The organism is Flavobacterium kingsejongi (genome assembly GCF_003076475.1).
Taxonomy (GTDB): Bacteria; Bacteroidota; Bacteroidia; order Flavobacteriales; family Flavobacteriaceae; genus Flavobacterium; species Flavobacterium kingsejongi.
This window is the reverse complement of record NZ_CP020919.1, coordinates 3076876-3099345: the sequence shown is the minus strand read 5'-3', so window position 1 is coordinate 3099345 and position 22470 is coordinate 3076876. Positions and strand designations below refer to the sequence as shown.

22 protein-coding genes and 2 pseudogenes are annotated in these 22470 nt (G+C 38.3%); 8 read left to right on the top strand and 16 right to left on the bottom strand.

Translation table 11 applies throughout. The annotated features are described in order from the left end of the window. Nucleotides 1-50: 50 nt before the first annotated feature. Entirely contained in the window at nucleotides 51-1379 is a 1329-nt protein-coding gene (locus FK004_RS13925) for a peptide-N-glycosidase F-related protein (RefSeq protein ID WP_108737809.1), read from the bottom strand. 213 nt (nucleotides 1380-1592) lie between these two features. On the opposite strand from FK004_RS13925, the gene FK004_RS13920 reads away from it, so the two are divergent. From FK004_RS13920 to FK004_RS13910, 3 genes are all read left to right on the top strand, one after another. Then, nucleotides 1593-2114 carry a DUF7935 family protein gene (locus FK004_RS13920; protein WP_108738850.1) on the top strand — a complete coding sequence of 174 codons (522 nt, stop codon included), beginning with the start codon at nucleotides 1593-1595 and terminating at the stop codon, nucleotides 2112-2114. A 239-nt stretch (nucleotides 2115-2353) separates the two neighbouring features. Beyond that, nucleotides 2354-3445 (top strand): DUF6630 family protein, encoded by a 1092-nt coding sequence (locus FK004_RS13915; protein WP_108737808.1) that lies wholly within the window; start codon nucleotides 2354-2356, stop codon nucleotides 3443-3445. A 25-nt stretch (nucleotides 3446-3470) separates the two neighbouring features. Continuing rightward, nucleotides 3471-4328 (top strand): hypothetical protein, encoded by an 858-nt coding sequence (locus FK004_RS13910; protein ID WP_157956115.1) that lies wholly within the window; start codon nucleotides 3471-3473, stop codon nucleotides 4326-4328. Nucleotides 4329-4356: 28 nt separating this feature from the next. Here the strand turns inward: FK004_RS13910 and FK004_RS13905 are convergent, their stop codons facing one another. After that, nucleotides 4357-6468: a M1 family metallopeptidase gene (locus tag FK004_RS13905; protein ID WP_108737806.1), complete on the bottom strand. Its 2112-nt coding sequence runs from the start codon at nucleotides 6466-6468 to the stop codon at nucleotides 4357-4359. A 156-nt stretch (nucleotides 6469-6624) separates the two neighbouring features. Between FK004_RS13905 and recG the strand changes: the two genes are divergently transcribed. Continuing rightward, the gene (gene recG / locus FK004_RS13900; RefSeq protein WP_108737805.1) at nucleotides 6625-8727 is read left to right on the top strand and encodes an ATP-dependent DNA helicase RecG; all 2103 of its coding nucleotides are present in this window, start codon (nucleotides 6625-6627) and stop codon (nucleotides 8725-8727) included. Here recG and FK004_RS13895 read toward each other — a convergent pair whose 3' ends face one another. After that, nucleotides 8728-9225, bottom strand: a complete 498-nt coding sequence (locus tag FK004_RS13895) for a GNAT family N-acetyltransferase (protein WP_108737804.1) — start codon at nucleotides 9223-9225, stop codon at nucleotides 8728-8730. A 114-nt stretch (nucleotides 9226-9339) separates the two neighbouring features. Between FK004_RS13895 and FK004_RS13890 the strand changes: the two genes are divergently transcribed. Then, nucleotides 9340-10206, top strand: a complete 867-nt coding sequence (locus tag FK004_RS13890) for a bestrophin family protein (RefSeq protein WP_108737803.1) — start codon at nucleotides 9340-9342, stop codon at nucleotides 10204-10206. 38 nt (nucleotides 10207-10244) lie between these two features. Here the strand turns inward: FK004_RS13890 and FK004_RS13885 are convergent, their stop codons facing one another. Beyond that, nucleotides 10245-12203: a KUP/HAK/KT family potassium transporter gene (locus FK004_RS13885; protein WP_170108582.1), complete on the bottom strand. Its 1959-nt coding sequence runs from the start codon at nucleotides 12201-12203 to the stop codon at nucleotides 10245-10247. Between the two features lie 158 nt (nucleotides 12204-12361). After that, nucleotides 12362-12721, bottom strand: coding sequence for a DUF1622 domain-containing protein (locus FK004_RS13880; RefSeq protein ID WP_108737801.1), 360 nt, complete (start codon nucleotides 12719-12721; stop codon nucleotides 12362-12364). 229 nt (nucleotides 12722-12950) lie between these two features. On the opposite strand from FK004_RS13880, the gene istA reads away from it, so the two are divergent. After that, nucleotides 12951-14498: an IS21 family transposase gene (gene istA / locus FK004_RS13875; RefSeq protein WP_108735486.1), complete on the top strand. Its 1548-nt coding sequence runs from the start codon at nucleotides 12951-12953 to the stop codon at nucleotides 14496-14498. A 16-nt stretch (nucleotides 14499-14514) separates the two neighbouring features. Then, a complete protein-coding gene (gene istB, locus FK004_RS13870) occupies nucleotides 14515-15252 on the top strand; it encodes an IS21-like element helper ATPase IstB (RefSeq protein WP_056251131.1) in 738 nt (245 codons plus the stop codon). 107 nt (nucleotides 15253-15359) lie between these two features. On the opposite strand, the gene FK004_RS13865 is transcribed toward istB, so the two are convergent. The 10 genes and pseudogenes from FK004_RS13865 to FK004_RS13825 all read right to left on the bottom strand — a co-directional run bounded on the left by FK004_RS13865 (nucleotide 15360) and on the right by FK004_RS13825 (nucleotide 21784). After that, a complete protein-coding gene (locus FK004_RS13865) occupies nucleotides 15360-16061 on the bottom strand; it encodes an RHS repeat-associated core domain-containing protein (protein WP_262497650.1) in 702 nt (233 codons plus the stop codon). A gap of 13 nt (nucleotides 16062-16074) precedes the next feature. After that, nucleotides 16075-16434 (bottom strand): hypothetical protein, encoded by a 360-nt coding sequence (locus tag FK004_RS13860; protein ID WP_108737799.1) that lies wholly within the window; start codon nucleotides 16432-16434, stop codon nucleotides 16075-16077. A 115-nt stretch (nucleotides 16435-16549) separates the two neighbouring features. Further along, a pseudogene (locus tag FK004_RS19715) lies at nucleotides 16550-16642 on the bottom strand (IS982 family transposase); the annotation flags it as partial. A gap of 210 nt (nucleotides 16643-16852) precedes the next feature. Next, nucleotides 16853-17356, bottom strand: a complete 504-nt coding sequence (locus FK004_RS13855; protein ID WP_108737798.1) for an Imm26 family immunity protein — start codon at nucleotides 17354-17356, stop codon at nucleotides 16853-16855. Between the two features lie 15 nt (nucleotides 17357-17371). Beyond that, nucleotides 17372-17641, bottom strand: a complete 270-nt coding sequence (locus FK004_RS13850; RefSeq protein ID WP_108737797.1) for a hypothetical protein — start codon at nucleotides 17639-17641, stop codon at nucleotides 17372-17374. Nucleotides 17642-17655: 14 nt separating this feature from the next. Beyond that, complete coding sequence (locus FK004_RS13845; RefSeq protein WP_108737796.1) at nucleotides 17656-18552, bottom strand: RHS repeat domain-containing protein; 897 nt, start codon at nucleotides 18550-18552, stop codon at nucleotides 17656-17658. 195 nt (nucleotides 18553-18747) lie between these two features. After that, nucleotides 18748-19359: a hypothetical protein gene (locus tag FK004_RS13840; RefSeq protein ID WP_108737795.1), complete on the bottom strand. Its 612-nt coding sequence runs from the start codon at nucleotides 19357-19359 to the stop codon at nucleotides 18748-18750. A gap of 47 nt (nucleotides 19360-19406) precedes the next feature. After that, nucleotides 19407-19535, bottom strand: a pseudogene (locus FK004_RS19710) (DDE-type integrase/transposase/recombinase); the annotation flags it as partial. Between the two features lie 193 nt (nucleotides 19536-19728). Then, nucleotides 19729-20577: a toxin-antitoxin system YwqK family antitoxin gene (locus FK004_RS13830; protein WP_108737793.1), complete on the bottom strand. Its 849-nt coding sequence runs from the start codon at nucleotides 20575-20577 to the stop codon at nucleotides 19729-19731. Then, a complete protein-coding gene (locus FK004_RS13825; RefSeq protein WP_157956113.1) occupies nucleotides 20537-21784 on the bottom strand; it encodes an RHS repeat domain-containing protein in 1248 nt (415 codons plus the stop codon). The genes FK004_RS13830 and FK004_RS13825 overlap by 41 nt, the downstream gene beginning before the upstream one ends. Here FK004_RS13825 and FK004_RS19245 point away from each other — a divergent pair. Beyond that, complete coding sequence (locus FK004_RS19245; RefSeq protein ID WP_157956112.1) at nucleotides 21768-22007, top strand: hypothetical protein; 240 nt, start codon at nucleotides 21768-21770, stop codon at nucleotides 22005-22007. The genes FK004_RS13825 and FK004_RS19245 overlap by 17 nt on opposite strands. On the opposite strand, the gene FK004_RS13820 is transcribed toward FK004_RS19245, so the two are convergent. After that, nucleotides 22004-22465: a hypothetical protein gene (locus FK004_RS13820; protein WP_108737791.1), complete on the bottom strand. Its 462-nt coding sequence runs from the start codon at nucleotides 22463-22465 to the stop codon at nucleotides 22004-22006. The two genes, FK004_RS19245 and FK004_RS13820, sit on opposite strands and share 4 nt — an antisense overlap. Between the last annotated feature and the right edge of the window lie 5 nt (nucleotides 22466-22470).

Below are 22470 nucleotides of genomic sequence, written 5' to 3'. Positions count from 1 at the left end.
GCCCTCCAAAATAATGGACGGCCGCTTCTTATCGGGTATTCTATTCTTTATTATTTTCGAACGATTTTTTGAGTCGCTTTGTGTTCGTTTGCGAATTCAATCTGAACAGTGTACACGCCCGGCTGGCTGCCAGAAAGATCAATTTGTTTCGTTGATCCTTTCCATACCTGCTGTCCAAGCATATTATATACCACAGCGCTTTTTACCGCTTCCTCAGACTGGATGGTCACCTGCCCATTGGTTGGGTTTGGATAAAGGCTAAAAGTAGTAGTGTTGAATTCTTCAGTGCCCAAAGAATATTTCACTCCTTGCAAGTAAACGGAAACCGGGATATACCCTTCCTGGTTCGCAAATACGGCAGTAGGAACTGTGATTTTAAACGTATGAACTCCCGGAGCAAGATCGCCTAAAGCAATGGTACGAATCGGGATTACATCACCCGGGCACCAGTTGCTAAAAGAAGCCCAGGTAGCCAGTGTCCGCGGTACCGGACCATAGATACCATTACCCTGAGTATTAAACATTCGGAAAGGCTCACAGGAAAGCCCTCCTGGTGTATATTGCAATTTCAATACGTCATCTACAAAGATATTGTGCTGTCTCCTATTGTATTCTTCCCCACCGGAATTGGCGCCATGATTGGACGTGATCAGGTACATTTTTGCATTAAGCACTTGTTCTGATAGCGTAAAAGTAATGGTTCGTACCGTTTGGCCTACAGCATCACTTGCACCGGCAGCATAATTATTCAGATCCTTTTTAAAGTTTAGAGGCAACAGGAAAGAAGGGACAACAGATTGTGTTTCGCTGTTGGATACCAATTTCAGTGTGCCATAGAAAACATCATTACGACCAGTGCAGCCGCTTACCTGGGTTTGTGCCGCATAAGGCACTCCAAAAACCTCCAGTTCCGCCCAGATATCATAAGCCGCCAGTATCGTTGGATCTTTTAGTATTTTTGCGATATTATCCACATTAAAAGTATAAGGCACCTGGGTAGGAGCTATATTTTTGTTCATAAAAGGAGTGATAAAACGCCCCAATTCAATACGTTGCACTTCAGAAGGCACATACGTGGTGGCACCTTTCGGTACAAAAGCCAGATTGACATTTCCAATACGGTCGTAGTTATCACAAGCCGCTTTAATAGTTACGTCTGCCGTTAGGGTGGTTCCAAAAGCAGCCAACTGTGCATCTGTCAGTTTTTTGGCATAGAGGTCATTCCGATGGCGGATCACACCCTCCGGAACCGGGAAGCTCACCACGCCAGCATACCCGTCATAGAATAATATTTCATTAAAAACGGTAAGCGTCGTTTGTTGTGCAGTACTGAAAAGCCCCTGTAGGCACAGGATTAACAATAGTAAAGTTTTTTTCATAAGATTTCGGTTAATTAATTGTTGTTGGGGCCGAATATAGGCGTTTTATTCAAAATTTTAAAACACATTTATAACATTCAGAAATCGATTTGTGTAAATAATTTTGCTTTAAAAGTGAATTGTAATCCCGTACAATTAATTAAAAAATATAGCGTTTTGATGATGGTAAATGCACGAAAGTTCTATTTTTGCTGTGCTAAAACAAAACAAACTATGAATACCACTAAAATTATAGAATTACTGGCGTATACCCTTCCTGCGATTGTAACCGGGCTTGTGGCCTATTACTTTTTTAACCTGCACACCCAAAACGAAGAAGGACGCCGCCGCTACCTGCTGAAAAAGGAGGCCCAAAAAGATGCCCTGCCCCTGCGCCTGCAAGCGTATGAAAGGCTAACCTTATTCCTGGAGCGCATTAATCCTTCGAAACTGTTGATTCGCATTACCCCGGAATCGAATGATAAAAATAGCTATGAAAATTTTGTCATTGCCCAAATCGAACAGGAATTCGAGCACAACCTCACCCAACAGATTTATATGACCGATGAATGCTGGACCATTATTGTTACTGCTAAAAATGCTACCATACAAATGATTCGCAAAGCAGGACGGAATGAAAAAGTAGACAATGCAGATTCCTTACGGGAAACCGTGCTGAATGAACTGCTGGAAAAACAGTCCCCAAGCAACGCTGCCCTCGCCTACATCCGAAACGATGTGTCACAGCTTTTTTAATCCGCACCCAACTTTTATAGCAAGCCTTCCCAACCGGAAGGCTTTTTTAATCTGTACTACCTGAGATAAAACGATAGCTGTATTTTTTAAGTCCGTTATAACATTTACCGCTTTCTATTTATTCCATAACGGACTATATTTGCCATAACCGTCTAAGAATTACAGACCGTAACATTCGTAATTCGTACACAACAGTACCGTTCAAAATGCTAAAAAAAATAATCCCTCTCCTATTTGGTATGATGCTTCATAAAACCCACGCTACTAATCCTAAAGAAAACAGTTTGCTCGTTACCCCGGAGAATTTTGATCCGGTAACCACACTATTGCTAAGCCAGAATACTGAAACACTACTCCATATAATCGGCATACCGGATTATGCTTCGGTAGGATGGCTGAATCTGGCAAGTTTTGGAAACAATGCCGAATTGATCTTTGGAGAAGGAAAAGCAGCAGCAGCGCAACCTTTTTTTGAACGCCTACTCGCTAAAATAGGCACTCCGATTTCGCACTATGGGATTATGGTACGTTTTCCGGTTCCGATACCAACACTACAGGAAAACTATCAAAATCAGTGCATGACAACCTATTTTTTATTTTCGACTGATACAGGAATTAAAGTGCTTTATAATGAAAATCCAGATGTTGAAAACATAGTGACCGAAGTTAATGAAGCCCTGCATTTGGATACCATCGCTTCCGAAAGTAATCGTATTGCGCTACAAAACCTCAATACTGCCTTGTATGCTTTATTCCTAAAAAAATCCATTGCAATACCCACAGGCTATCCTGTACCGGAAGCTTTTGCCCATATTGGAAAAGAAAAGGAACTGATCACCGAACTCGCAGGCTACCTGATTCCACTTGCTCCCGAACCCGTGGCCGTAATTTCAACTCAATTGCAGGCTCTTTATAAAAACCCAGTGGCCTTTATCAAAGAAAACCCGGATTACTTTGAGGACGATGACTTAGATTTTGAAATTGAGGACCTCGATGATTCCGATACTTTGGAGCCCGGTCCGCTTACAGCACTGGCACTAATTGGGCATATACCACAGGTCTCCTCCGACTGGAAGTTTGATGCCGCAGACCTCACCATGCATCTTAGTGAATTAGCAGGACATGAAATCAGGCTGCAACTGCCTCAAAAGGAATTGTACGGACAGCAACTTTTCCCTTATGCACAGGAAGCATTGGCACACAAAGGGCTCAAATTATTCAATTATGATACCTTAGGCGATGATTATCTTTTCCTGGTCGTTCCTTTGCAACATGCCGATCGCATACAATGGATTTCCAGACAGCTGGACTTCCCTATAACCGCATTATAATATTTATAGTTTAGAATTCTCTATCATGAAAAAAATAGCCGCATTGTTCCTTCTCTTATTTTGCATAGGCCCCATTTTTAGCCAGCAAATGACAAAAACAAACATGGCCGCTTATGCCCTAAAAGGAACTGTGGTCAAAATGACTGAAACTAAAAAGAGGGTACCTCAGGCTACTCCATCCGAAGCAATAAAAGTATCCACCTCTGTATTTACCTTTACACCAACAGGAAAAATTGCTACTCAGGAAATTAGCGGAAACTATACCAACTGGATGTATGCGGATTGTTATGCCCTTCAGTATGAATACGACGAACACAAGCGGCTAAAAAAAGCGGTAACAACGCACAACAAACGTTATTTTGAAGCAGCACAGGCAGAAAAACAGCAACCGCAAACCCTTTTAACCGTTTGGTATGATTATGATGCTGCAGGAACGTTAATCGCTCAGCGGGCTTTCGGTCCGGAGGGCAAGCCCTATTCCCAAGAGAAGTACAGCTACGATGCCAATGGCAACCAAATCGGGGCAGAATCCTATCTCTACTATCCTGCAAAAGATACTACAACAGTACCTGTTCCTGTTTTATTTTCTATCGGTCGGTATACCTATAATAATAAAGGCCTTATGAGTACCTACAGCTATTACCTGAATGATCCTGAAGACAATACCGTTGAAAACCTTGTTTCAAAAACAGCCTACCGCTATGACAAAAAAGGAAGTACAATCAGCGAAACCGAATTGGGAGCCTACCTTAATGATGGCGTAACCCCGCCCGAAACAAAATATGAATACACTTACGATATACAAGGCAACTGGACAGTAAAAACAACGCTTTCTGGAAAACAGAAAATCGAAATAACCGAACGGAAGATTGAATACAAATAGTCTAATAATTTTAAGCTAATCAACTGCTTTATTTCTCATCCAGCAGCCGTTGTAATTGTGTCTTTTCTTTAAAGGATAAATTGGGTAACAATTGCTCGAAAGTTTTGCGGTGTTTTTCAGTTTTGATCAGTCCACGGATCGTATCTTTTGAAAATTTCACAAACTGCCAGCGATGGCTCGACAGTCCGAACACCAATCCTTTAAATACATCTTTTGTATAAATTTCAAGGCTTAGCAATCTTTCCAACGCATTCTGGCGCAGGGTGGCTTCGTAATTCGTTCCGGTAAAAGTAATGATATCTTTATAAATCTCCGATTTCTCTTTATCGCTTTTTGAAGTGACAAAAGCCAGCGTCAGGTGCAAAAATTGCAGGTTACGATCCTGGAATCCAATCCAGTCCCGCGAAAGGTCAACATACTGTTGCTGTTTTTCGGGAAACGACTTCCATAGTGTAAACAGTGCAATTTCACGGGTCACATAGGAATCATCTTTTAACAGGGTTTCATAAGCAGTGCGGAAACTTTCTGGTACCGGATTCACAGTAGACGCTACTGCCTGTCTTACTTTAATTTCCCGGGTATCCAATGCCGCGCGCAGTATTTTTTCTTTTTTCTCAAAAGGCTCCGACGCCACCTGGTAAACCACCAATTCTTTTATCGGATAATAGGTTTTGCTTTTCAGGATTTTCAATAACTGCTTCTGATGTGTCGCAAGGGCTAAAGGATTATTTTGTAACTCGAGGTATTCTTTGATAAAAGCGTTCTTCTGCAATAAGCGATTGGCTTCTGCTTCGGGGAACTTCGCCTGCTCCAGCCATAATTTACGAAAACTATCGGTATCAAAATCACTCACTTTATTCACTTCTGCAAAAAAGTTATCGGTTACCACATTCTGGTAGGCATACCGATTCAGGTAATTTTTTACCGCCAGGTTAAACTTCTCCCGTCCGATGCTTTCCCGTAATGCATGCAATGTCCAGGCGCCTTTTTGATAAAAGGATAAAGTGCTGGCTTTGGGATTCAGGAGCGGTATTGTATCAGTCAGTGCCGCTTTTTGCAATTGCTGGGCGGTATTATACAGCTGCCAGGAAAAATAATCCTCGCCAAATACTTCCCGTTCCGCCAATAAAGCATAATAAGTCGCAAAACCTTCCTGCAGCCAATGGTCTTTGCCCGATGCCGCTGTAACCAGGTCCCCAAACCACTGATGGGCCAGCTCATGGGCATTCACATTAGTATAATTGCGGTCGTTAAAGCCTATATTATCTACGACATAATCTTTGGTAAACGTTGTTGCGGAGGTATTTTCCATCCCGCCATACAGGAAATCCCGTACCGGAACCTGCCGGTATACTTCCCAGGCATAAGGTACCCCTATCTCACTTTCGATATAATTGAATATTTTCTGGTTGTCCCTGTAGGTGGCAGCAAATTTACTTTCGTCCTGTAGCTCGTAATACAATTCCAACGGAATTCCGGAAGCCGCTACCTGGTCCTGCTTTTCAAAATGGCCAATCGCCAGCATCAGCAGATAACTGCTCATGGGACGCTGCATACGGTACTGCCACGTGACATTGTCACCATCAGCAATCTTTTTCTCAAGCTTCCCGTTAGAAAGCACCGTAAAACTTTTATGAAAAGTAATATCAAGGCCAAAGACCATTTTTTCATTTACATCATCAAAACTCGGAAACCAATGGCTCGTATATTTCCCCTGCCCTTGTGTCCAAATCTGTCCCTGCACTTCTTCGGGAGTATCAATTGCTGTCGTAAAGCCCCAATTCACAAAATACATGGCCTGTGTAGGGAAAGCCTCATAATCAAATGTCAGTGTATTTGCCCCTATCCGGAAACCTTCGAAGAGCAATAGTTCTTTTTTGTTTTCTTTAAAAGAAACTTCCTTTCCATTGATTTTCACAGATTGGAAAGTCATTTTTACGGCATCCATCCGGATAGTATCTATGGCACTTTTTACGTCAAAAGTATACGAAGCGCTTCCTATAACATTTTGTTTTACCGGGTTGATGCTAATCGCTCCGGTAGCTGTCAGAAAATCGACTTTTTGGAGTTGTGGATTGGGCTGTTGCGCCCCCATTAGCATAGAGCTAAAAAGCAATAGTATGGTAAGGATATTTTTCATGGGACTTTGGGATCGTACGTGCATATTTAAAATCCTTCCAAAGATATTAATTTCCCGGAGATGGCCTTGACCGCAATTTTCAATTCTCATTTTCAGGTTTTCAAATTAAGAGTTATCTTCGCTTTTTGATACCACAACCCATTTTCAACTATCTTCATGAATAACCTGCTCCTGACTCCTATAGAATACCTCAAAGGTGTTGGTCCCAACCGGGGCGAACTCCTTCGTAAGGAATTGGGTATCCATAAATATGAAGATTTAATTAATTTTTACCCCAACCGCTATATTGATCGTACCCGCTATTATAAGATCAATGAATTACAGAATAATAATGCTGATGTACAGATTATTGGCCGAGTAATCCGCATCAAAACGGTAGAACAAAAAAGAGGCAAACGCCTGGTCGCTGTTTTTGCCGATGAAACCGGGGAAATGGAACTGTTGTGGTTCCAGGGCCATAAATGGATTCGCGAAAGCCTGAAACTGAATACCGTGTATGTCATCTTCGGAAAATGTACCGCGTTCAACAATCAGTATTCGATGGCACATCCCGAAATGGAATTGCTCGAAGAACATAAAAATAGCCTGAAGACAGCGATGCAGCCGGTATATCCTTCTACAGAAACGCTCACAAAAAGAGGCATCAGTAACCGGGTAATCAACAAGCTGATCCAGCAGCTATTCCAGGAGACACACCAGCTGTTTAAAGAAACGCTTCCGCCCTATTTACTGGAAGAATTAAAGCTGATCCCCAAAAACCTCGCTTTATTCAATATTCATTTCCCACAAACACCGGAATTACTGGCTAAAGCACAGTATCGGCTGAAGTTTGAAGAACTCTTTTTTATTCAGCTCCAGCTGATCGCGAAGAATATGATCCAGAAAAACAAGATCAAAGGCCATAGCTTTGAGATTGTCGGCGCACATTTTAATGGCTTTTATAAGAACCACCTGCCTTTCGAACTGACCAATGCCCAGAAAAGGGTGATTAAGGAAATCCGGAATGATATGGGCAGCAATGCCCAGATGAACCGTTTGCTACAGGGTGACGTAGGCTCAGGAAAAACAATTGTTGCCCTGATGTCGATGCTCATTGCCCTCGATAATGGCTTTCAGTCCTGCCTGATGGCTCCCACAGAAATATTAGCCAATCAGCATTTTATGGGGCTCTCTGAACTCGCAAACGAGCTCAATATCAATATAAAATTACTCACGGGCTCTACGAAAACTGCAGCCCGGAAAATTATCCATGAGGAACTCGAAAATGGCACGCTTCACATTCTCATCGGAACCCACGCCCTACTTGAAGATAAAGTGAAATTCCAGAATTTAGGACTCGCCGTTATCGATGAGCAGCACCGTTTTGGTGTCGAACAGCGTTCTAAGTTATGGCAGAAAAATACCATCCCGCCACATATATTGGTCATGACTGCAACGCCAATCCCGCGCACATTGGCCATGAGCCTTTATGGCGATCTGGATATTTCGGTAATCGATGAACTCCCTCCGGGCCGTAAACCCATACAAACGGTACATCGTTTTGACAGCAACCGACTCAAAGTATGGAAGTTTATCAAAGATGAAATCGCCCTCGGACGACAGATCTATATTGTATATCCGTTGATTAATGAATCGGAAACGATGGATTATAAAGACCTGATGGACGGTTATGAAAGCATCTCCCGGGATTTCCCGCTTCCGCAGTACAGCATCAGTATTGTACATGGACAGATGAAACCTGCGGAGAAAGATGCCGAAATGCAACGTTTCTCCCAGGGAAAAACGAATATTATGATCGCAACCACGGTCATTGAAGTTGGAGTAAATGTCCCCAATGCCAGTGTGATGATTATTGAAAGTGCCGAACGTTTTGGGCTCTCCCAACTCCACCAGCTCCGGGGTCGCGTTGGCCGTGGTGCGGAACAGAGCTATTGCATACTCATGACAGGACATAAACTGAGTAGTGACAGTAAAACCCGTATGGAGACTATGACCGCTACCAATGATGGTTTTGAAATTGCCGAAGTCGACCTGAAACTCAGGGGCCCTGGTGATCTTATGGGAAAACAACAAAGTGGTATCCTGAATTTGCAAATTGCCGATATCGTCCGGGACCGGGATATCCTGATGCTGGCACGCAACTATGCCATGACCATCCTCAAAAAAGATCCCGCGTTGAAATTACCCGAGCATCTCAATACCCGCGAAACCTATATCCAACTGACAAAAAAGAAAAACATCTGGAATTACATCAGTTAGTTACAACTGTTTTTCCATCACATAATCTTCCATCAGGTAGCCGTTCCCAATAGCAATATCTTCTTCTGCCACTTTCTCAAATCCCGATTTAATATAAAATGTAAAAGCCGGATTATAGCGGTTTACGTTCAGTGAAAGCTTCGAATCAGTACTTGCGATAGCAGCATTCGATATCCTATCAATCAATAACTTACCGATTCCTTTCCCCTGCGTTGTTGGCAGGATATAAATTTTATGGATTTTGGTTACCGGCTGGTTCCCATAGTGGAGTTCATACGAAGCAAATCCTAAAGCTTCGCCATTTTCTTTTGCGATCAGGAAGTGGTGTTTTTTCACTTCTGCCTGCTCTTTTAATACGGCTACGGTGTACATCATGTCGAACATATAGTCTATCTGCTCTTTGGACAATATTGCACCGTATGTTACCGGCCAGGTGGCTTCGGCAATTTTTCGGATAACAGCATAATCTTCATTTTCAGCGTTGTGGATTTCAATCATTGGAATGCGTTTAATAAGGTACTATCTGCGTTAAATTGTATAACATAAAAACATTTTGCAAATTTAAATTAATTAAATCTATTTTATATTTGCAATCAGTTAATATTTCCACTTATGATATCCTACAATCCAAAAGAATGGTTTTCGTTTATTTTCCAGTTCCATAAAGGCGACACATTCCGCAAGCTCCTTCCGGCGATGATCGGCATCGCAGTCTATTCCTACGGTGTTGCCTACCTCGAAATCGAATACTGGAAGTTGTCCAACGGAAGCCATGTAAAGAACATTACCCTCATGCACAATATGCTGGGATTTGTTATCTCCCTCTTACTGGTATTCCGAACCAATACAGCCTATGACCGCTGGTGGGAGGGCCGCAAACTATGGGGGTCGATGGTGAACAACAGCCGTAACCTGGCGATAAAACTCGCGGTGATGCTTACCGATAAAGCAGATAAGGATTTTTTCAGGAAGTTAATCCCAGCCTATGCTTCAGTCCTGAACCTGCACCTGAAAAGTGCCGAGATCAGCCATGAGCTGTTTGATGATAAAACCCTTTCACAAGAACATTATCAGCACAAACCCAACCAGATCGCCAAAACAATGCTGGCGAAGATCAACCAGCTCTATCTGGACAAGAAATTATCCGGGGACCAACTGATTATCCTTAATAAAGAACTCAGTTCTTTTACTGATGCCTGTGGTGCCTGCGAACGGATTAAAAACACGCCTATTCCTTATTCCTATAGCGCTTTCATTAAAAAGTTCATTTTTACCTATGTGCTTACACTACCTTTTGGCTATGTATTCCAATTGGGGTATTATGTTATTCCGGTGGTTGTCTTTATATTTTATGTATTAGCCAGTTTGGAGCTGATTGCAGAAGAGATTGAAGATCCGTTTGGCAATGATCCGAATGACCTGCCAACTCAGAAAATAGCAGAGAATATCAAGAAGAATGTAGAAGAATTAATTTATTAAAAAAGAAAGCCTGTTGCGTTGCAACAGGCTTTCTTTTTTTATTCGATGCGTTTCATACTGATTTCTTTCGATGGCGTAATCATCAGCGGTACTGACTCTACCGTGACCGAACTGGAATCCAGCCCAAAAGCTTTTCCTTCTGAAAGTCCTAATTTCTTTAGGATGTTATAGATATCCAGGATCCATTTTTCGTAGAATGGCAGGTCATTATCATAGGAGATGAATTTCTCAATCAGGATAAACTGGAAATCACCAATGATGTTATTTTTGTTTAGTGACGCATAACGGCTTGTGATATCCACTTCCCCTTTTTTTACCATATCTTCCACCACTGTTTTAAACATCAGGTTGATACGGGGCGCAATACGGAAACCAAGCCTGAAATCAATACGGATAACATCATCATGAATGAACTCATTCACTTTGTATTCCATAGTATACGGCTCATCTACCACATGTACGTGTACAAACCAATAGATATCTGCCCGTTTCGGTTGTTTATTTAATATAGAGTAGATAATTTTCGATTCGATCTCCTGACGGTTGTCGGCACTGGTTAAATACACTAAGTGGGTCGCATATTTAGGCACACTTAAATCGCGGCTCAAATCTTCCAGTATCGGCAGGTAATCGGTAAGTTTTACAAAGACCAGGTAACGGTTTCGGATTTTACGGGCAAAATACCACGTAAACATCGTCGCCATCAGCATCATTGCAATCAGTAAGGTAATATAACCACCATCTTTGAATTTATGCAGGTTGGCGATCAGGAATGCGGTTTCCAGAATAGCAAAAGTCGAGATAAAGATGATGATGAAAAACTTATTGTAACGTTTCAGGATCAGGTAGTAATTCAATAAAGAGGTAGTCATCAGCATGGTCATTACAATAGCAAGCCCATAAGCGGCTTCCATTCCTGATGATTCTTTAAAATACAATACCACCATTACACAACCTGCCCACAACATCCAGTTTAGGGACGGGATATACAACTGCCCTTTAAGATCCGTTGGGTATTTAATTTTTACTTTAGGCCAGAAATTCAGGCGGATTGCCTCATTGATAAGGGTAAAGGAACCACTGATCATTGCCTGGGAGGCTACAACGGCAGCCAATGTTGCCATACCGATTCCAAAAGGTACAAACCATTCCGGCATGATGGCAAAGAAGGGATTGCTAACGCCTACTTCTTCCAGTGTCTTGCCCTGATGGCTGATCAGCCAGGCACCCTGTCCGAAGTAATTCAGGATCAGCATTAGTTTTACAAAAATCCAGCTTACGCGGATGTTGTCTTTACCACAATGCCCTAAATCCGAATACAACGCTTCTGCTCCGGTGGTACACAGGAACACGGCACCAAGGATCAGGAATCCCATTTGGTGGTCGATCAGTAAACGGTAAGCATAATAAGGGTTAAGAGATTCTATAATTCCTAAATTCTGTGATAACTGGGAGAATCCCAATATCCCCAGCATGGAGAACCACAAGAACATTACAGGGCCGAAGAACTTCCCGATAAATTTGGTTCCAAACTGCTGGATTCCGAATAATAAGGTGATGATAACAATAACGATTGGAATGGTCTTGATTTCCGGGTTAAGGACCATAAGCCCTTCTACTGCAGAAGAAACGGAAATCGGTGGTGTGATGATCCCGTCAGCCAGTAAGGTACTACCCCCGATAATGGCCGGGAACAGCAACCATTTCACTTTGGTTTTTCGTATTAAGGTATATAAGGAAAAGATTCCTCCCTCTCCATTATTATCGGCCTGTAGCGTGATAATAACGTATTTGATTGTCGTTTGTAAGGTAAGTGTCCAGAAAATGGCAGAAATAGCGCCTTTTATTTCATTGACTTTGATGTCATGGGTACCAACGATTGCTTTTAAAACATATAATGGAGAGGTTCCAATATCCCCAAAAATAATTCCTAATGTCACCAATAATCCTGCTGCAGATAACTTATGTCCTAAATGGCTATTTTTTCCCACGAAAATTATATTTAAAAGAGCGTAAAATTACAAATTAGTTACAACATAGGATATGAAACGCTAATAAATTTACTGTTAATCCTTTTTATTCCCGATTCCCCCTACCCTGACTGCCAAATACCTGCTGATTACTCCGGTAAAATAATTAAAATACAGTACTATTCTTACTCTTTTGCCGGATCTTCCGTTTTTTTCTGCCATGGAAAACGGCCTTCAATTTCTACTTCGATGGACAAACTGAGAAAAGTACGGATAAGGACAATAATCCCCAATGCCAGTACACGATCCATTGTGGGTTCCGCCACTACAGTCCCAATAATATCCCCGGCAACAAGGATCTCCAGCCCCAGCAAAATCGCTTTGCCCAACTCCTGCCGTAGTATTTTATAGGAACGTTGCCGCCCGGCCTGCATCCCCAATATAAATTTCCCTAATGCCAACACCATCCCAACCACCAGCGCAATAATACCGGTGATCTCGATTCCTTTAGCCACATATTCGATGTACTGCTGTATTTCGTGCATAAGTCCTAAGTTTAGTGTTCTAAATTAGTTTTTTTTATTGATGTATAGGTGGAAAAACCGGTCAATTTGACCACCTAATTCCGGAGTAAATTGACCACCCGTTCCGGAGCAAACTGACCACCTAATTCCGGAGCAAATTGACCACCAAGTTTTGTGGTGAATTAAGTATTAAAAACTATTGATTTTTTCATGTTGTTAGAACCATACATTCGTTAAAAATTTACGGATTATGGCAAACAAAATAACAGACATGAGTAAAATTAGAAAAGTAATTAAATTCTATTGTAATGGAAAGAGTAAGTTATTTATAAGTAGCTACTTATCCCTTTCAAGAAATACGGTAAAGAAATATATTTCTTTATTTGAAGTTCTCGAATTAAGCTTTGAATTAATCGACCAAAAAACCGATGCAGAGCTGGAACTTTTATTCTCCCAGACTAGTGTAGAGGCCATTAGCCCGAGATTACAGACACTTTATGATTTTTTTCCTAAAATGGAACGTGAACTAAAAAAAGTTGGCGTTACCGTACAGCATATGTGGGAACAATATATTGCTGTAAATCCTGATGGTTATCGAACTTCACAATTTCATTATCATTACAATATATGGGGCAAACGAGTTAATCCGGTCATGCATATGAACCATAAGGCTGGTGATAAAATGTATGTTGATTATGCCGGAAAGACACTCTCAATTATTGATATAGATACTGGAGAAGTCAAAGAAGTACAATTTTTTGTAGCAATATTGGGCGCTAGCCAATACACGTATGCTGAAGCTTCCATGAGCCAGCAAAAGGAAAACTTTGTTGACTCGGTAGAAAATGCCATGCGCTTTTTTGAAGGCACTCCTGCCGCCATTGTTCCAGATAATTTAAAATCTGCCGTAATAAAAAGCAGTCGTTTTGAACCGACAATCAATGAAACCCTGGCTGATTTAGCAGAACATTACGAAACCACAATTTTACCTGCCAGAGCTTACAGGCCCAGAGACAAGTCACTAGTTGAAGGAGCTGTTAAGATATTATATCGAAGGATTTATGTAACCATAAAAGAAACTAAGTTCTTTTCTCTGGAAGAATTAAACCAGCAGATCTGGGATTTACTTGACTCTCACAATAACAGAAAACTGACAGGACGCCCTTATTCCCGCTTTGAATTATTTTTAGAAGACGAGAAAGAAAAACTGCGTCCACTCCCACAAGATCGTTTTGAAATTAAATACCAGTCTTTTGCAACAGTAATGCAAAACGGTCATGTTCAATTAAGCCAGGACAAAAACTATTACAGCGTTCCGTATCAATATGTAAAGAAGAAAGCCAAGCTGTTATATACCAAATCAACAGTAGAGATTTATTATAAATACAATCGAATAGCTGTACATCCAAGAAACTACAAACCTTATGTCTATACAACAACTCCTGAGCATTTAGCCAGTACACATCAATTTGTAGCCCAATGGAGTGCTGCCCGCTTCATTGAATGGGCTAATAATATTGATGAGTCAGTAGGAGAATATATAATGCAGATAATCGAAAGCAGAAATCATCCAGAACAGGCTTATAAAAGCTGTTTAGGAATACTGAATTTTGAAAAAAAGGTAGGCAGACAGCGATTAATAAATGCCTGCAGGCGGGCACTTGATTTTAAAATTTACAATTTTAAGACCATACAAAACATTTTAGAAAACAACTTGGATCATATTGATTTTGATCAAGAACCTGAGCAGGAACTTCCCGATCACAGTAACATAAGAGGAAAACACTATTATAACTAAATTAAATCTTGAAAAAATGAATGAATCCACAGTAACCAAAATGAAACAAATGAAGCTTTATGGCATGTTTAATGCTTTTAAAACAGCCATTGAAAGCGGGAAAACAGATCATTATACCCTTGACCAGTTTGTATCGATGATTATTGATGCAGAATGGGATGAAAGGTACAATCGTCGTATTGAACGAAGTATCACTAATGCCAAATTCCATTACAAATCAAATATTGAAAGTATCAATTTTGATGTATCACGTAACCTGGACCGAAACATGGTACTGCGTCTGGCAGAATGCGAATTTATAGAGAAAAACGAAAACATTTTAATCACTGGAAGCACCGGTGTCGGTAAAAGTTATTTAGGTACTGCATTAGGTTATCAAGCCTGTATACAGGGTTTTAAGGTAAGTTATTTTAATACCTCAAAATTGTTCGCTAGACTAAAAATGGCTAAAGCAGATGGTACTTATCTACGGGAACTTACCAAAATACAAAGACAGGATGTTATAATACTTGATGATTTTGGACTCCAGGCACTTGACAGCCATAACCGAATTACTCTTTTAGAGATCATAGAGGACAGGCATAATAACGGCTCTATAATCGTGACATCACAAATACCAGTTCAAGGCTGGTATGATATAATTGGAGAAAAAACGATAGCCGATGCAATATTAGACAGACTTATACACCAATCTCATAGGCTTGAATTACATGGAGAATCCATGAGAAAGAAAAGAGGAATAAACAAAGAGTGATATTTTATTATATTTGAATACTAATTAACAGATGAAAAAATATAGTTTTTAATCAAAACGGAGGTGCTCACTTTGCACCGGAATTAGGTGGTCATTTTGAACTGGAATCAGGTGCTCACTTTAAAACGGAATGGGGTGATCAATATAACCGGAATTTGCATCCTACCATCCATAAATTGAGTTGCAAAAGGATGCTCTCCATAATTAAAACTCCTATTTTCTAAACCTGTTCCAGTTGCAAATTCCCATAATAAAACCCCGATTGTTTCAGTTGCATTAGTTTTAAAAATATTTTGTTTATCATTTTCAGTTAAAGTACTTACATCCTTACCTTCAAAATATAACTTTGCAGTAGTTTTCAATGAAAAGACAGCTTTATTATCTTCATTGCCTTCATAATCATAGTTTGTACCACCAATATTTGTAAGCCCCATATACCCATTATCATGAGCTTTCCAGTTATATTCAGCATAAGCTCCAGTTGGATCAGACCACAATACTGGATTATTGCCGAAACCATTATAGGGTGACAAACTAAATTGTACTATAGGATCTATGCTAGTCCAACGTCCTATCGCAGGGTCATATTGTCGAAAGGGCATTGAATATTGATCAAGGTCAAACTCTTGCTGATATTCCTGTCCATTATACTTGTACTGATACCCCTTATTGGCCACTCCCGGTGCAGGCGGAGCATAGTCATTGTAATTGGCATGTTTCATCCCAAAAGGATAATAATTGCTTTCCTCTACAATTTTAGGAAGCCCGCTTAACGGGTCTTTGGTATAGGGAACCCTGACATTACCCAAATGATCGGTATAATTATATATAGTTAAAAAGAGCCACAATTATAGACCCCTTTCTATTTATGCTTTTAGGGAGCTTATCAAAGTGTGCCACAATTTGTTTCCATTTGTCCTTATATTCAAACAGGTACCATTTTATAACTGCTAAAAGTATCCCAAAAGCTATAATTTCTATACTCATAGCATCACCAGAATTATTTAATGCTTTCACTGAGAAAAAATGATAATAAATTTTAATGGAGTGTATTGTCCATAATTCCAATACTAAAATTGTTGTCAATGATTTCCATTCACTCCACCATCTTGAATACATTGATGTCTCAAAAAATCCGAATAATTTGTAAAATAAAAATTCGTATGCTTTTATAAACTTCATGATATTATATTATCATTGCGCCTGGCCATATTTGCCAATTTGAATTAATTGCCTTATTTTCTCTATATAATGTTTCTTGATCATTAGCAATGATCTCTTTTTATTCTTTTATAGATCTTCGATCTTGAGATAAAAAATTCTCGCTCTTAAGCTCTAATTCCTTTAATACTTCTAAAATTTTCTCGTAATTTGCTGTAAAGTTGTGCATCTGAATTGTTGTGTCGTAACTACAATTTACTACTTTTTAGCAGTTTGCACTACTTTATTCATTTTTATTCAAATGCATCTATATATAATAAAAAACAACCTTAGGTTGTTTAGTTTTGAATTCAAGAGTATCATCAAAATTTTGATTTTTGAGAATGTTTTTCTGAAATAATTAGGAACAAAAACCCTAACATACTATCTATTATTCAAATCATTCAAAATCAGGATATACAAAATCATACTTACCAGTTTTTATTCTTTCAATAATTGATAAAGGAGGTATAACAACTCCTATTTCTGCTTTTCTATTTTCCCCACTTAACTTACCAACTCTGGTAAAATCTTTATCCTTTATTTGCCAAATATACCAACTTTCAGATATTTTTATTGGTTGATCTCCAACTCTACGCCCATAATCATTTGTATCTCTAAAAATCACATCTATTTCACCTTTAAAAAGTACATTACCTACTTTTTCCCATAATTCCATTTTAACACCAAATTTAGTTACACAGTGAGCATAGAAATCTACTTCATCATTTATTATATCATGCAATTCGACTTTTTCTTGTATCCTATATTTTTTCTTAAATACCCTTATTAGATCACTATTAAGTTGATTTGAATCGTTAGCAATATATTGAAAATATTTCTTTGTATTTTCGTCTATTTGAACTGAAAACACATCTCCTAATTTTGTTTTTGTCCTTATCATTATTTTTTTATTCCATTAGCCTCCCATTTTTTTGGGAGATATTGAGTTCATATTATTTATTAATTGCCCTCCATTTTTTTGTATCCCGTATTGATTTATCAATGTTTGCTCTAAAACTTTAGCTTGTTCCTTACTTAAATCCTTAGCACCATCAATAACTCGATAAATTAAATTTTCTTTTCCTGTACCAACAGATCCTAAATGCTCTGCAAATCTAAGTGCCGGAATTCTCGAAGTAATTCCAACATATTTAACATTTCCTGCTGCATCAATTCCCTGATACACTGAATAAGTCCCTTTTACAACTTGAATAGCTCTACCATATCCCCCAACATATTATGCCCTCCACTTCCAAAATCAGCCATTTGCTCTATATGAGAGCTGTTCATTAACCGAAATATTCTATCCCATTTAGTTTCACCAGGATTATAATTTGGATTATCTCTCTTAGCTATATAATTCCCCATAGGATCATAAACATCAGGGTTTTTTATCAATCCAAACAATGTATATTTATCATAAAAAGGACTATTATTATACACATGATTCTGAATTGCTATTCCTGCTGCTCCTCCGCCCGGACGAATAGAAACTGAAATTTCCGGTAAATTAACCACTTCCGTCAAATCCGTATACATTCCATCCTGAATATCCACCATTCCGGTATATGATTGATTCACAAAAGAACCATATCCGTTATTCGTCCATATTGTATTTTTATTATCTGGACTATTATTCCAAAGCCCATTCATAAATGGATTCCCCCCCGCAATCAAACCCGTAGGGTCACTAAAAGATACCGGGTTGTTATTCCCAAACTGATAAGGGGTCATTGACATTCCCAGTACTGATAAGACGTCCATACTGTTAAATCGCCCTATGGCATTATCATATTGGCGGTAATCCATCGCCGTCATGTTCAGCCCCAGCTCCGTCTGCAACTCCTGACCATTATACTTGTACTGGTACCCCTTATTGGCCACTCCCGGTGCAGGCGGAGCATAGTCATTGTAATTGGCATGTTTCATACCAAAAGGATAATAATTGCTTTCCTCTACAATTTTGGTCAGCCCGCTTACCGGGTCTTTAGTATACGAAACCCTGACATTCCCCAAATGATCGGTATAATTGTAAATATAATTATATGCATTCCCGGTACGACTTACATAGTCTTCTGCAGTAAGGAAAAATTGCAATATCCCGGCTTTATACTGGAAACCCTCGGAGTATTCTACTCCATCAACAATTCCTTTTTAAAAACTATAAAAATAGAGAGACGACCCAATGATCGTCTCTATTTATTCCAAAATTTAAATTTATATTTTGTTAAAGCAATTAGCAGCTACTTCAGAAAAACAGTTAATCTGGAACACTACGAATATATTCGTTTCCTAATTCCTATTAACATAAATTAAGTTTGAAAAATCACTAGCTAAAATATCCTTCTCATACTTTAGACGATAAAAATCACTATAAAGATTAAAATTCTTTATAGGAATATAAATCAAACCTTTATAATCTATTAGTTTTCCACTTTCTGGAGCTATTAAACTATTACAAAATTCACCAAAAACAGGAGTCATAAATACTTTTATTTTTTCGTTATAATTATTCGTCCACTTTTTTTTAATCTTAAAAAATAATTTGCTGTTTTTGTCTAAAATGTTTTTAAGATTATTAATGTGTTTATTATCTTCCTCTCCCCATGAGAAATCCTCACTGGAATTCATTGTCAAAATATTGATATTTTTGCCATGGACACAATCATTTATATCATCTTTAGAAAATTCATCTAAATAAAGAGGGAAAATTTTAAAATCATTTTTGCCTTTAAAACTATCATCTAAAGGAATGATCCAATAATAATCCTTTGCCGGGTGTTGATCTCTATTCTTGTCCGTTTGATAAGTTATTATCACATATTTGGGAATTTCTCCTTTTTGAGAAAAAATGCCAAATGAAGTTAATAACAATGATACAGATATTATTATTTTATCTTTCATAACTATCGTTTATCATATTATCTACTTCGGTATTATTAATATGTCCACATTCCGTTGCTTAAACTCCAGCCTATAATTTTTCTGTCGTATAAATCCATAATAGTGGTCAGGTATACAAATCCCTCTTTAGTTTGGATGTATGTAATATCCAAAACCCAAACCTTTGAAGGCATTTTTTACATCAAACTCTCTGTTTAATACATTTTCGACAATTAAATAATTGTGATTAGAGTTGGTTGTTACTTTAAACTTCTTGCTTAATTTACTTCGCAAGCCAAGTGGATAACTTCTATTGAATCTAAACCATACCTTTCATTATATTAACATTCATAATTTGAGAACTTTTTCATGATATCCAAACAATTAACCCTAATCCTTTACATACACTTCTTTTTCAAAGTATTTATATCCGTCTTTAAATTCTAACTCATAAGAATCTTTCCCTACTTTTTTCTCATATAATTCCCTGTCCAATATTGTCCCTTTTACTTTCAATAAACCGGGCTTATAAGCGTATATCCCGAATCGGTTATTTTCATTATTTGTAATAAAAAAAGTGTCTTTTTTTATTATTCCACCTTCATATTCATTATCTATAATAATGTATAAATATCTTTCAGAATTTTTATTTGGTATCGAATAATATTTTATGCTTCCTGCATTTTTACCTATTTGCAATGTGTCTGGAAGACTTAGAGTAAAAAAAGAACTTTCATTTTCATTTAGGGTACCATTTTTAGTATAAACTTTTAGCTGATTTAGATATTGTTTACCATTATTATTTAGATACTCATATGCTGCACCTATAGTGCCATCGTAGCGATATTCCTTCCACCAACCAATTTTTATAGTATCAATAAGATTACCAACAGTTTTTATTTTACCATTTTTGAAGTAACTTAATGCTTTTATTGTATCGTTTTGCATTAATTCAGAACTATAATGCAATTTTCCATCACTATAAAAATGTAAAACCTTAATTGGAGTTCCATTTTTAAAAGTTGTGATATGACTTAAAATACCATCTTCAGTATAGTACCTACTGGCAGTTTCCTTTTTTCCTTTTTTATTTAGATACTCAATACTTTTTATATTCCCATTTTGATAATAAGTTTTTAATTCTTCTAATGAAGATTCTTTACATGAAGTAAAAAAAAGTATTAGCATAATAACAATTTTAATTGTTAAACCAGTTGTTGTAGTAATTGCTTTTCTCATTAATTGAGTCTTTTGATTTTTGAATATCTCTTTTTGTTCCCTTAAATGGCATCTTTCCTATCCTTTTTTCTATTGCCTTTTTTTCTAAATGTATGTGGTAATGTGTCGTGTCAAGAAAAATGATGAGTATTTCTGGAGAAAGTACTGGCTCTAAATTCTGTACTTCCATAGTAGAGGTATTCCCATTTTTCTTTACAGCTTCCTCAATAGCGGTACCATATTGAGATGAATAAGCTGAATTATAAACCAAACTCATTATCCATTCTAATATACCAGTCGACTTATTATTTAAAGACCGAGAAATTCCAGGGGTTATAAAATCACTCGATTGCACTGAATGTGTTGTAGTTCCTTTCAAACCGCTTGTATCACCGCTTCTGTCTGTTCCCCATATAGTAAGCCAGCCAAAAGATTTATAACCTGATTCCCCTGCGTTTGTTGCTCCTTCAACCAATGGTGCAGTGATAACATCACCTACATTTATTCCCAAAGCTTCTGCATCTTCTTTATTAATTGCAAAGATAGAAGTTCCTTGTTCTTTATTGTTAATTGCCCAGGTTCCATCTTCACTTTCTTGAATTTTGTTACGACTAAACCAACCTGTTCTTATTCCATTTGTTTTTGCCCATTTTTTAGCGTCATCTTTTGTTTCAAAAAGACCAGTAGGATCACTCCAATAAACGGGATTATTAAATGCAAACCTGTAGGGTGTTAAAGAAAAAGACAGTTCTGCGAATCTATCCATTCCTAAAAATCTACCTAGTGCATTATCATATTGGCGGTAATCCATCGCCGTCACGTTCAGCCCCAGCTCGGTCTGCAACTCCTGACCATTATATTTGTACTGATACCCCTTATTGGCCACTCTCGGTGCAGGAGGAGCATAGTCATTGTAATTGGCATGTTTCATCCCAAAAGGATAGTAATTGCTTTCCTCTACAATTTTGGTCAGTCCACTTACCGGGTCTTTTGCATACGATACCCTAACATTCCCCAGGTGATCCTTGTAGTGGTACACATAATTATAATTCCCCGCAGAATGGCTGATATACCCCTCGGCAATAGGAAAAAAATGCAACACGCCATCTTTATACTGGAAGCCATCGGAGTACTCTGTTGTGGCAATAGTTGCTCCTTCTGTAACCTTTTTTGTAATTTGGTTCCGCCCCGTCATAAAGATATTCGATTTTTTGACTTTAATTTCCAAAACTATTTTTACTTTTGGCGTAACGGTGGACTTTTTAATCTGGGAAGGGGAAAATACTTCATACGATAAAGAAACGGTAGAACGTATCAACGACATACAAAAAATGGATGTAGAGACCAAAAGCGTGCTGTTCAACATTATTGATACCTACATCCAAATTTTAAAACTAAACAGGCTTTTAGATAAACAACAAAGCCACCTAATCGGTGGCTTTTATTATTAAATATCAGGCAATGTTTCAGGCTTTAGCCATAGAGATATAAATTCCTTGTCATCGTCAATAACGACAACACAATTATTTATAAACTCAACAGTATTACCCTTCTTTTCTGGGTTTCCAATACATAGCCAGCCACTTTGAACATTAATAAACATTGGCAAATCATCTTTGCTTACACTGTAAGAGAAACCTTCCTCTAAATGACCTGCAACTTTCAAAATACCAGCCTTATATTTAGGTGGCTCATAATTAGATTTTTGCCATTCTTTATATCCACAAAAACCCCTAAGCTGAACAATCTTGTTATCATCATCAACTGCCGATAGGCTTAATCTGTTTATCACGATATCAAAATTTATCTCTTGTATTGAGGGTTCTGTTTCAAAAGAAAATTCCTCTGCATCATAGATTAGTCGTTTAGAGCTACCTATATAATCTGTATGATCAATTATAAACTTCATAGTTT

Bases quoted from the DNA above. Each gene is read 5' to 3' on its own strand.
- FK004_RS13925 (WP_108737809.1), bottom strand. From the start codon at position 1,379: ATGAAAAAAACTTTACTATTGTTAATCCTGTGCCTACAGGGGCTTTTC.
- FK004_RS13920 (WP_108738850.1), top strand. From the start codon at position 1,593: ATGAATACCACTAAAATTATAGAATTACTGGCGTATACCCTTCCTGCG.
- FK004_RS13915 (WP_108737808.1), top strand. From the start codon at position 2,354: ATGATGCTTCATAAAACCCACGCTACTAATCCTAAAGAAAACAGTTTG.
- FK004_RS13910 (WP_157956115.1), top strand. From the start codon at position 3,471: ATGAAAAAAATAGCCGCATTGTTCCTTCTCTTATTTTGCATAGGCCCC.
- FK004_RS13905 (WP_108737806.1), bottom strand. From the start codon at position 6,468: ATGAAAAATATCCTTACCATACTATTGCTTTTTAGCTCTATGCTAATG.
- recG (WP_108737805.1), top strand. From the start codon at position 6,625: ATGAATAACCTGCTCCTGACTCCTATAGAATACCTCAAAGGTGTTGGT.
- FK004_RS13895 (WP_108737804.1), bottom strand. From the start codon at position 9,225: ATGATTGAAATCCACAACGCTGAAAATGAAGATTATGCTGTTATCCGA.
- FK004_RS13890 (WP_108737803.1), top strand. From the start codon at position 9,340: ATGATATCCTACAATCCAAAAGAATGGTTTTCGTTTATTTTCCAGTTC.
- FK004_RS13880 (WP_108737801.1), bottom strand. From the start codon at position 12,721: ATGCACGAAATACAGCAGTACATCGAATATGTGGCTAAAGGAATCGAG.
- istA (WP_108735486.1), top strand. From the start codon at position 12,951: ATGGCAAACAAAATAACAGACATGAGTAAAATTAGAAAAGTAATTAAA.
- istB (WP_056251131.1), top strand. From the start codon at position 14,515: ATGAATGAATCCACAGTAACCAAAATGAAACAAATGAAGCTTTATGGC.
- FK004_RS13860 (WP_108737799.1), bottom strand. From the start codon at position 16,434: ATGAAGTTTATAAAAGCATACGAATTTTTATTTTACAAATTATTCGGA.
- FK004_RS13855 (WP_108737798.1), bottom strand. From the start codon at position 17,356: ATGATAAGGACAAAAACAAAATTAGGAGATGTGTTTTCAGTTCAAATA.
- FK004_RS13840 (WP_108737795.1), bottom strand. From the start codon at position 19,359: ATGAAAGATAAAATAATAATATCTGTATCATTGTTATTAACTTCATTT.
- FK004_RS13830 (WP_108737793.1), bottom strand. From the start codon at position 20,577: ATGAGAAAAGCAATTACTACAACAACTGGTTTAACAATTAAAATTGTT.
- FK004_RS13820 (WP_108737791.1), bottom strand. From the start codon at position 22,465: ATGAAGTTTATAATTGATCATACAGATTATATAGGTAGCTCTAAACGA.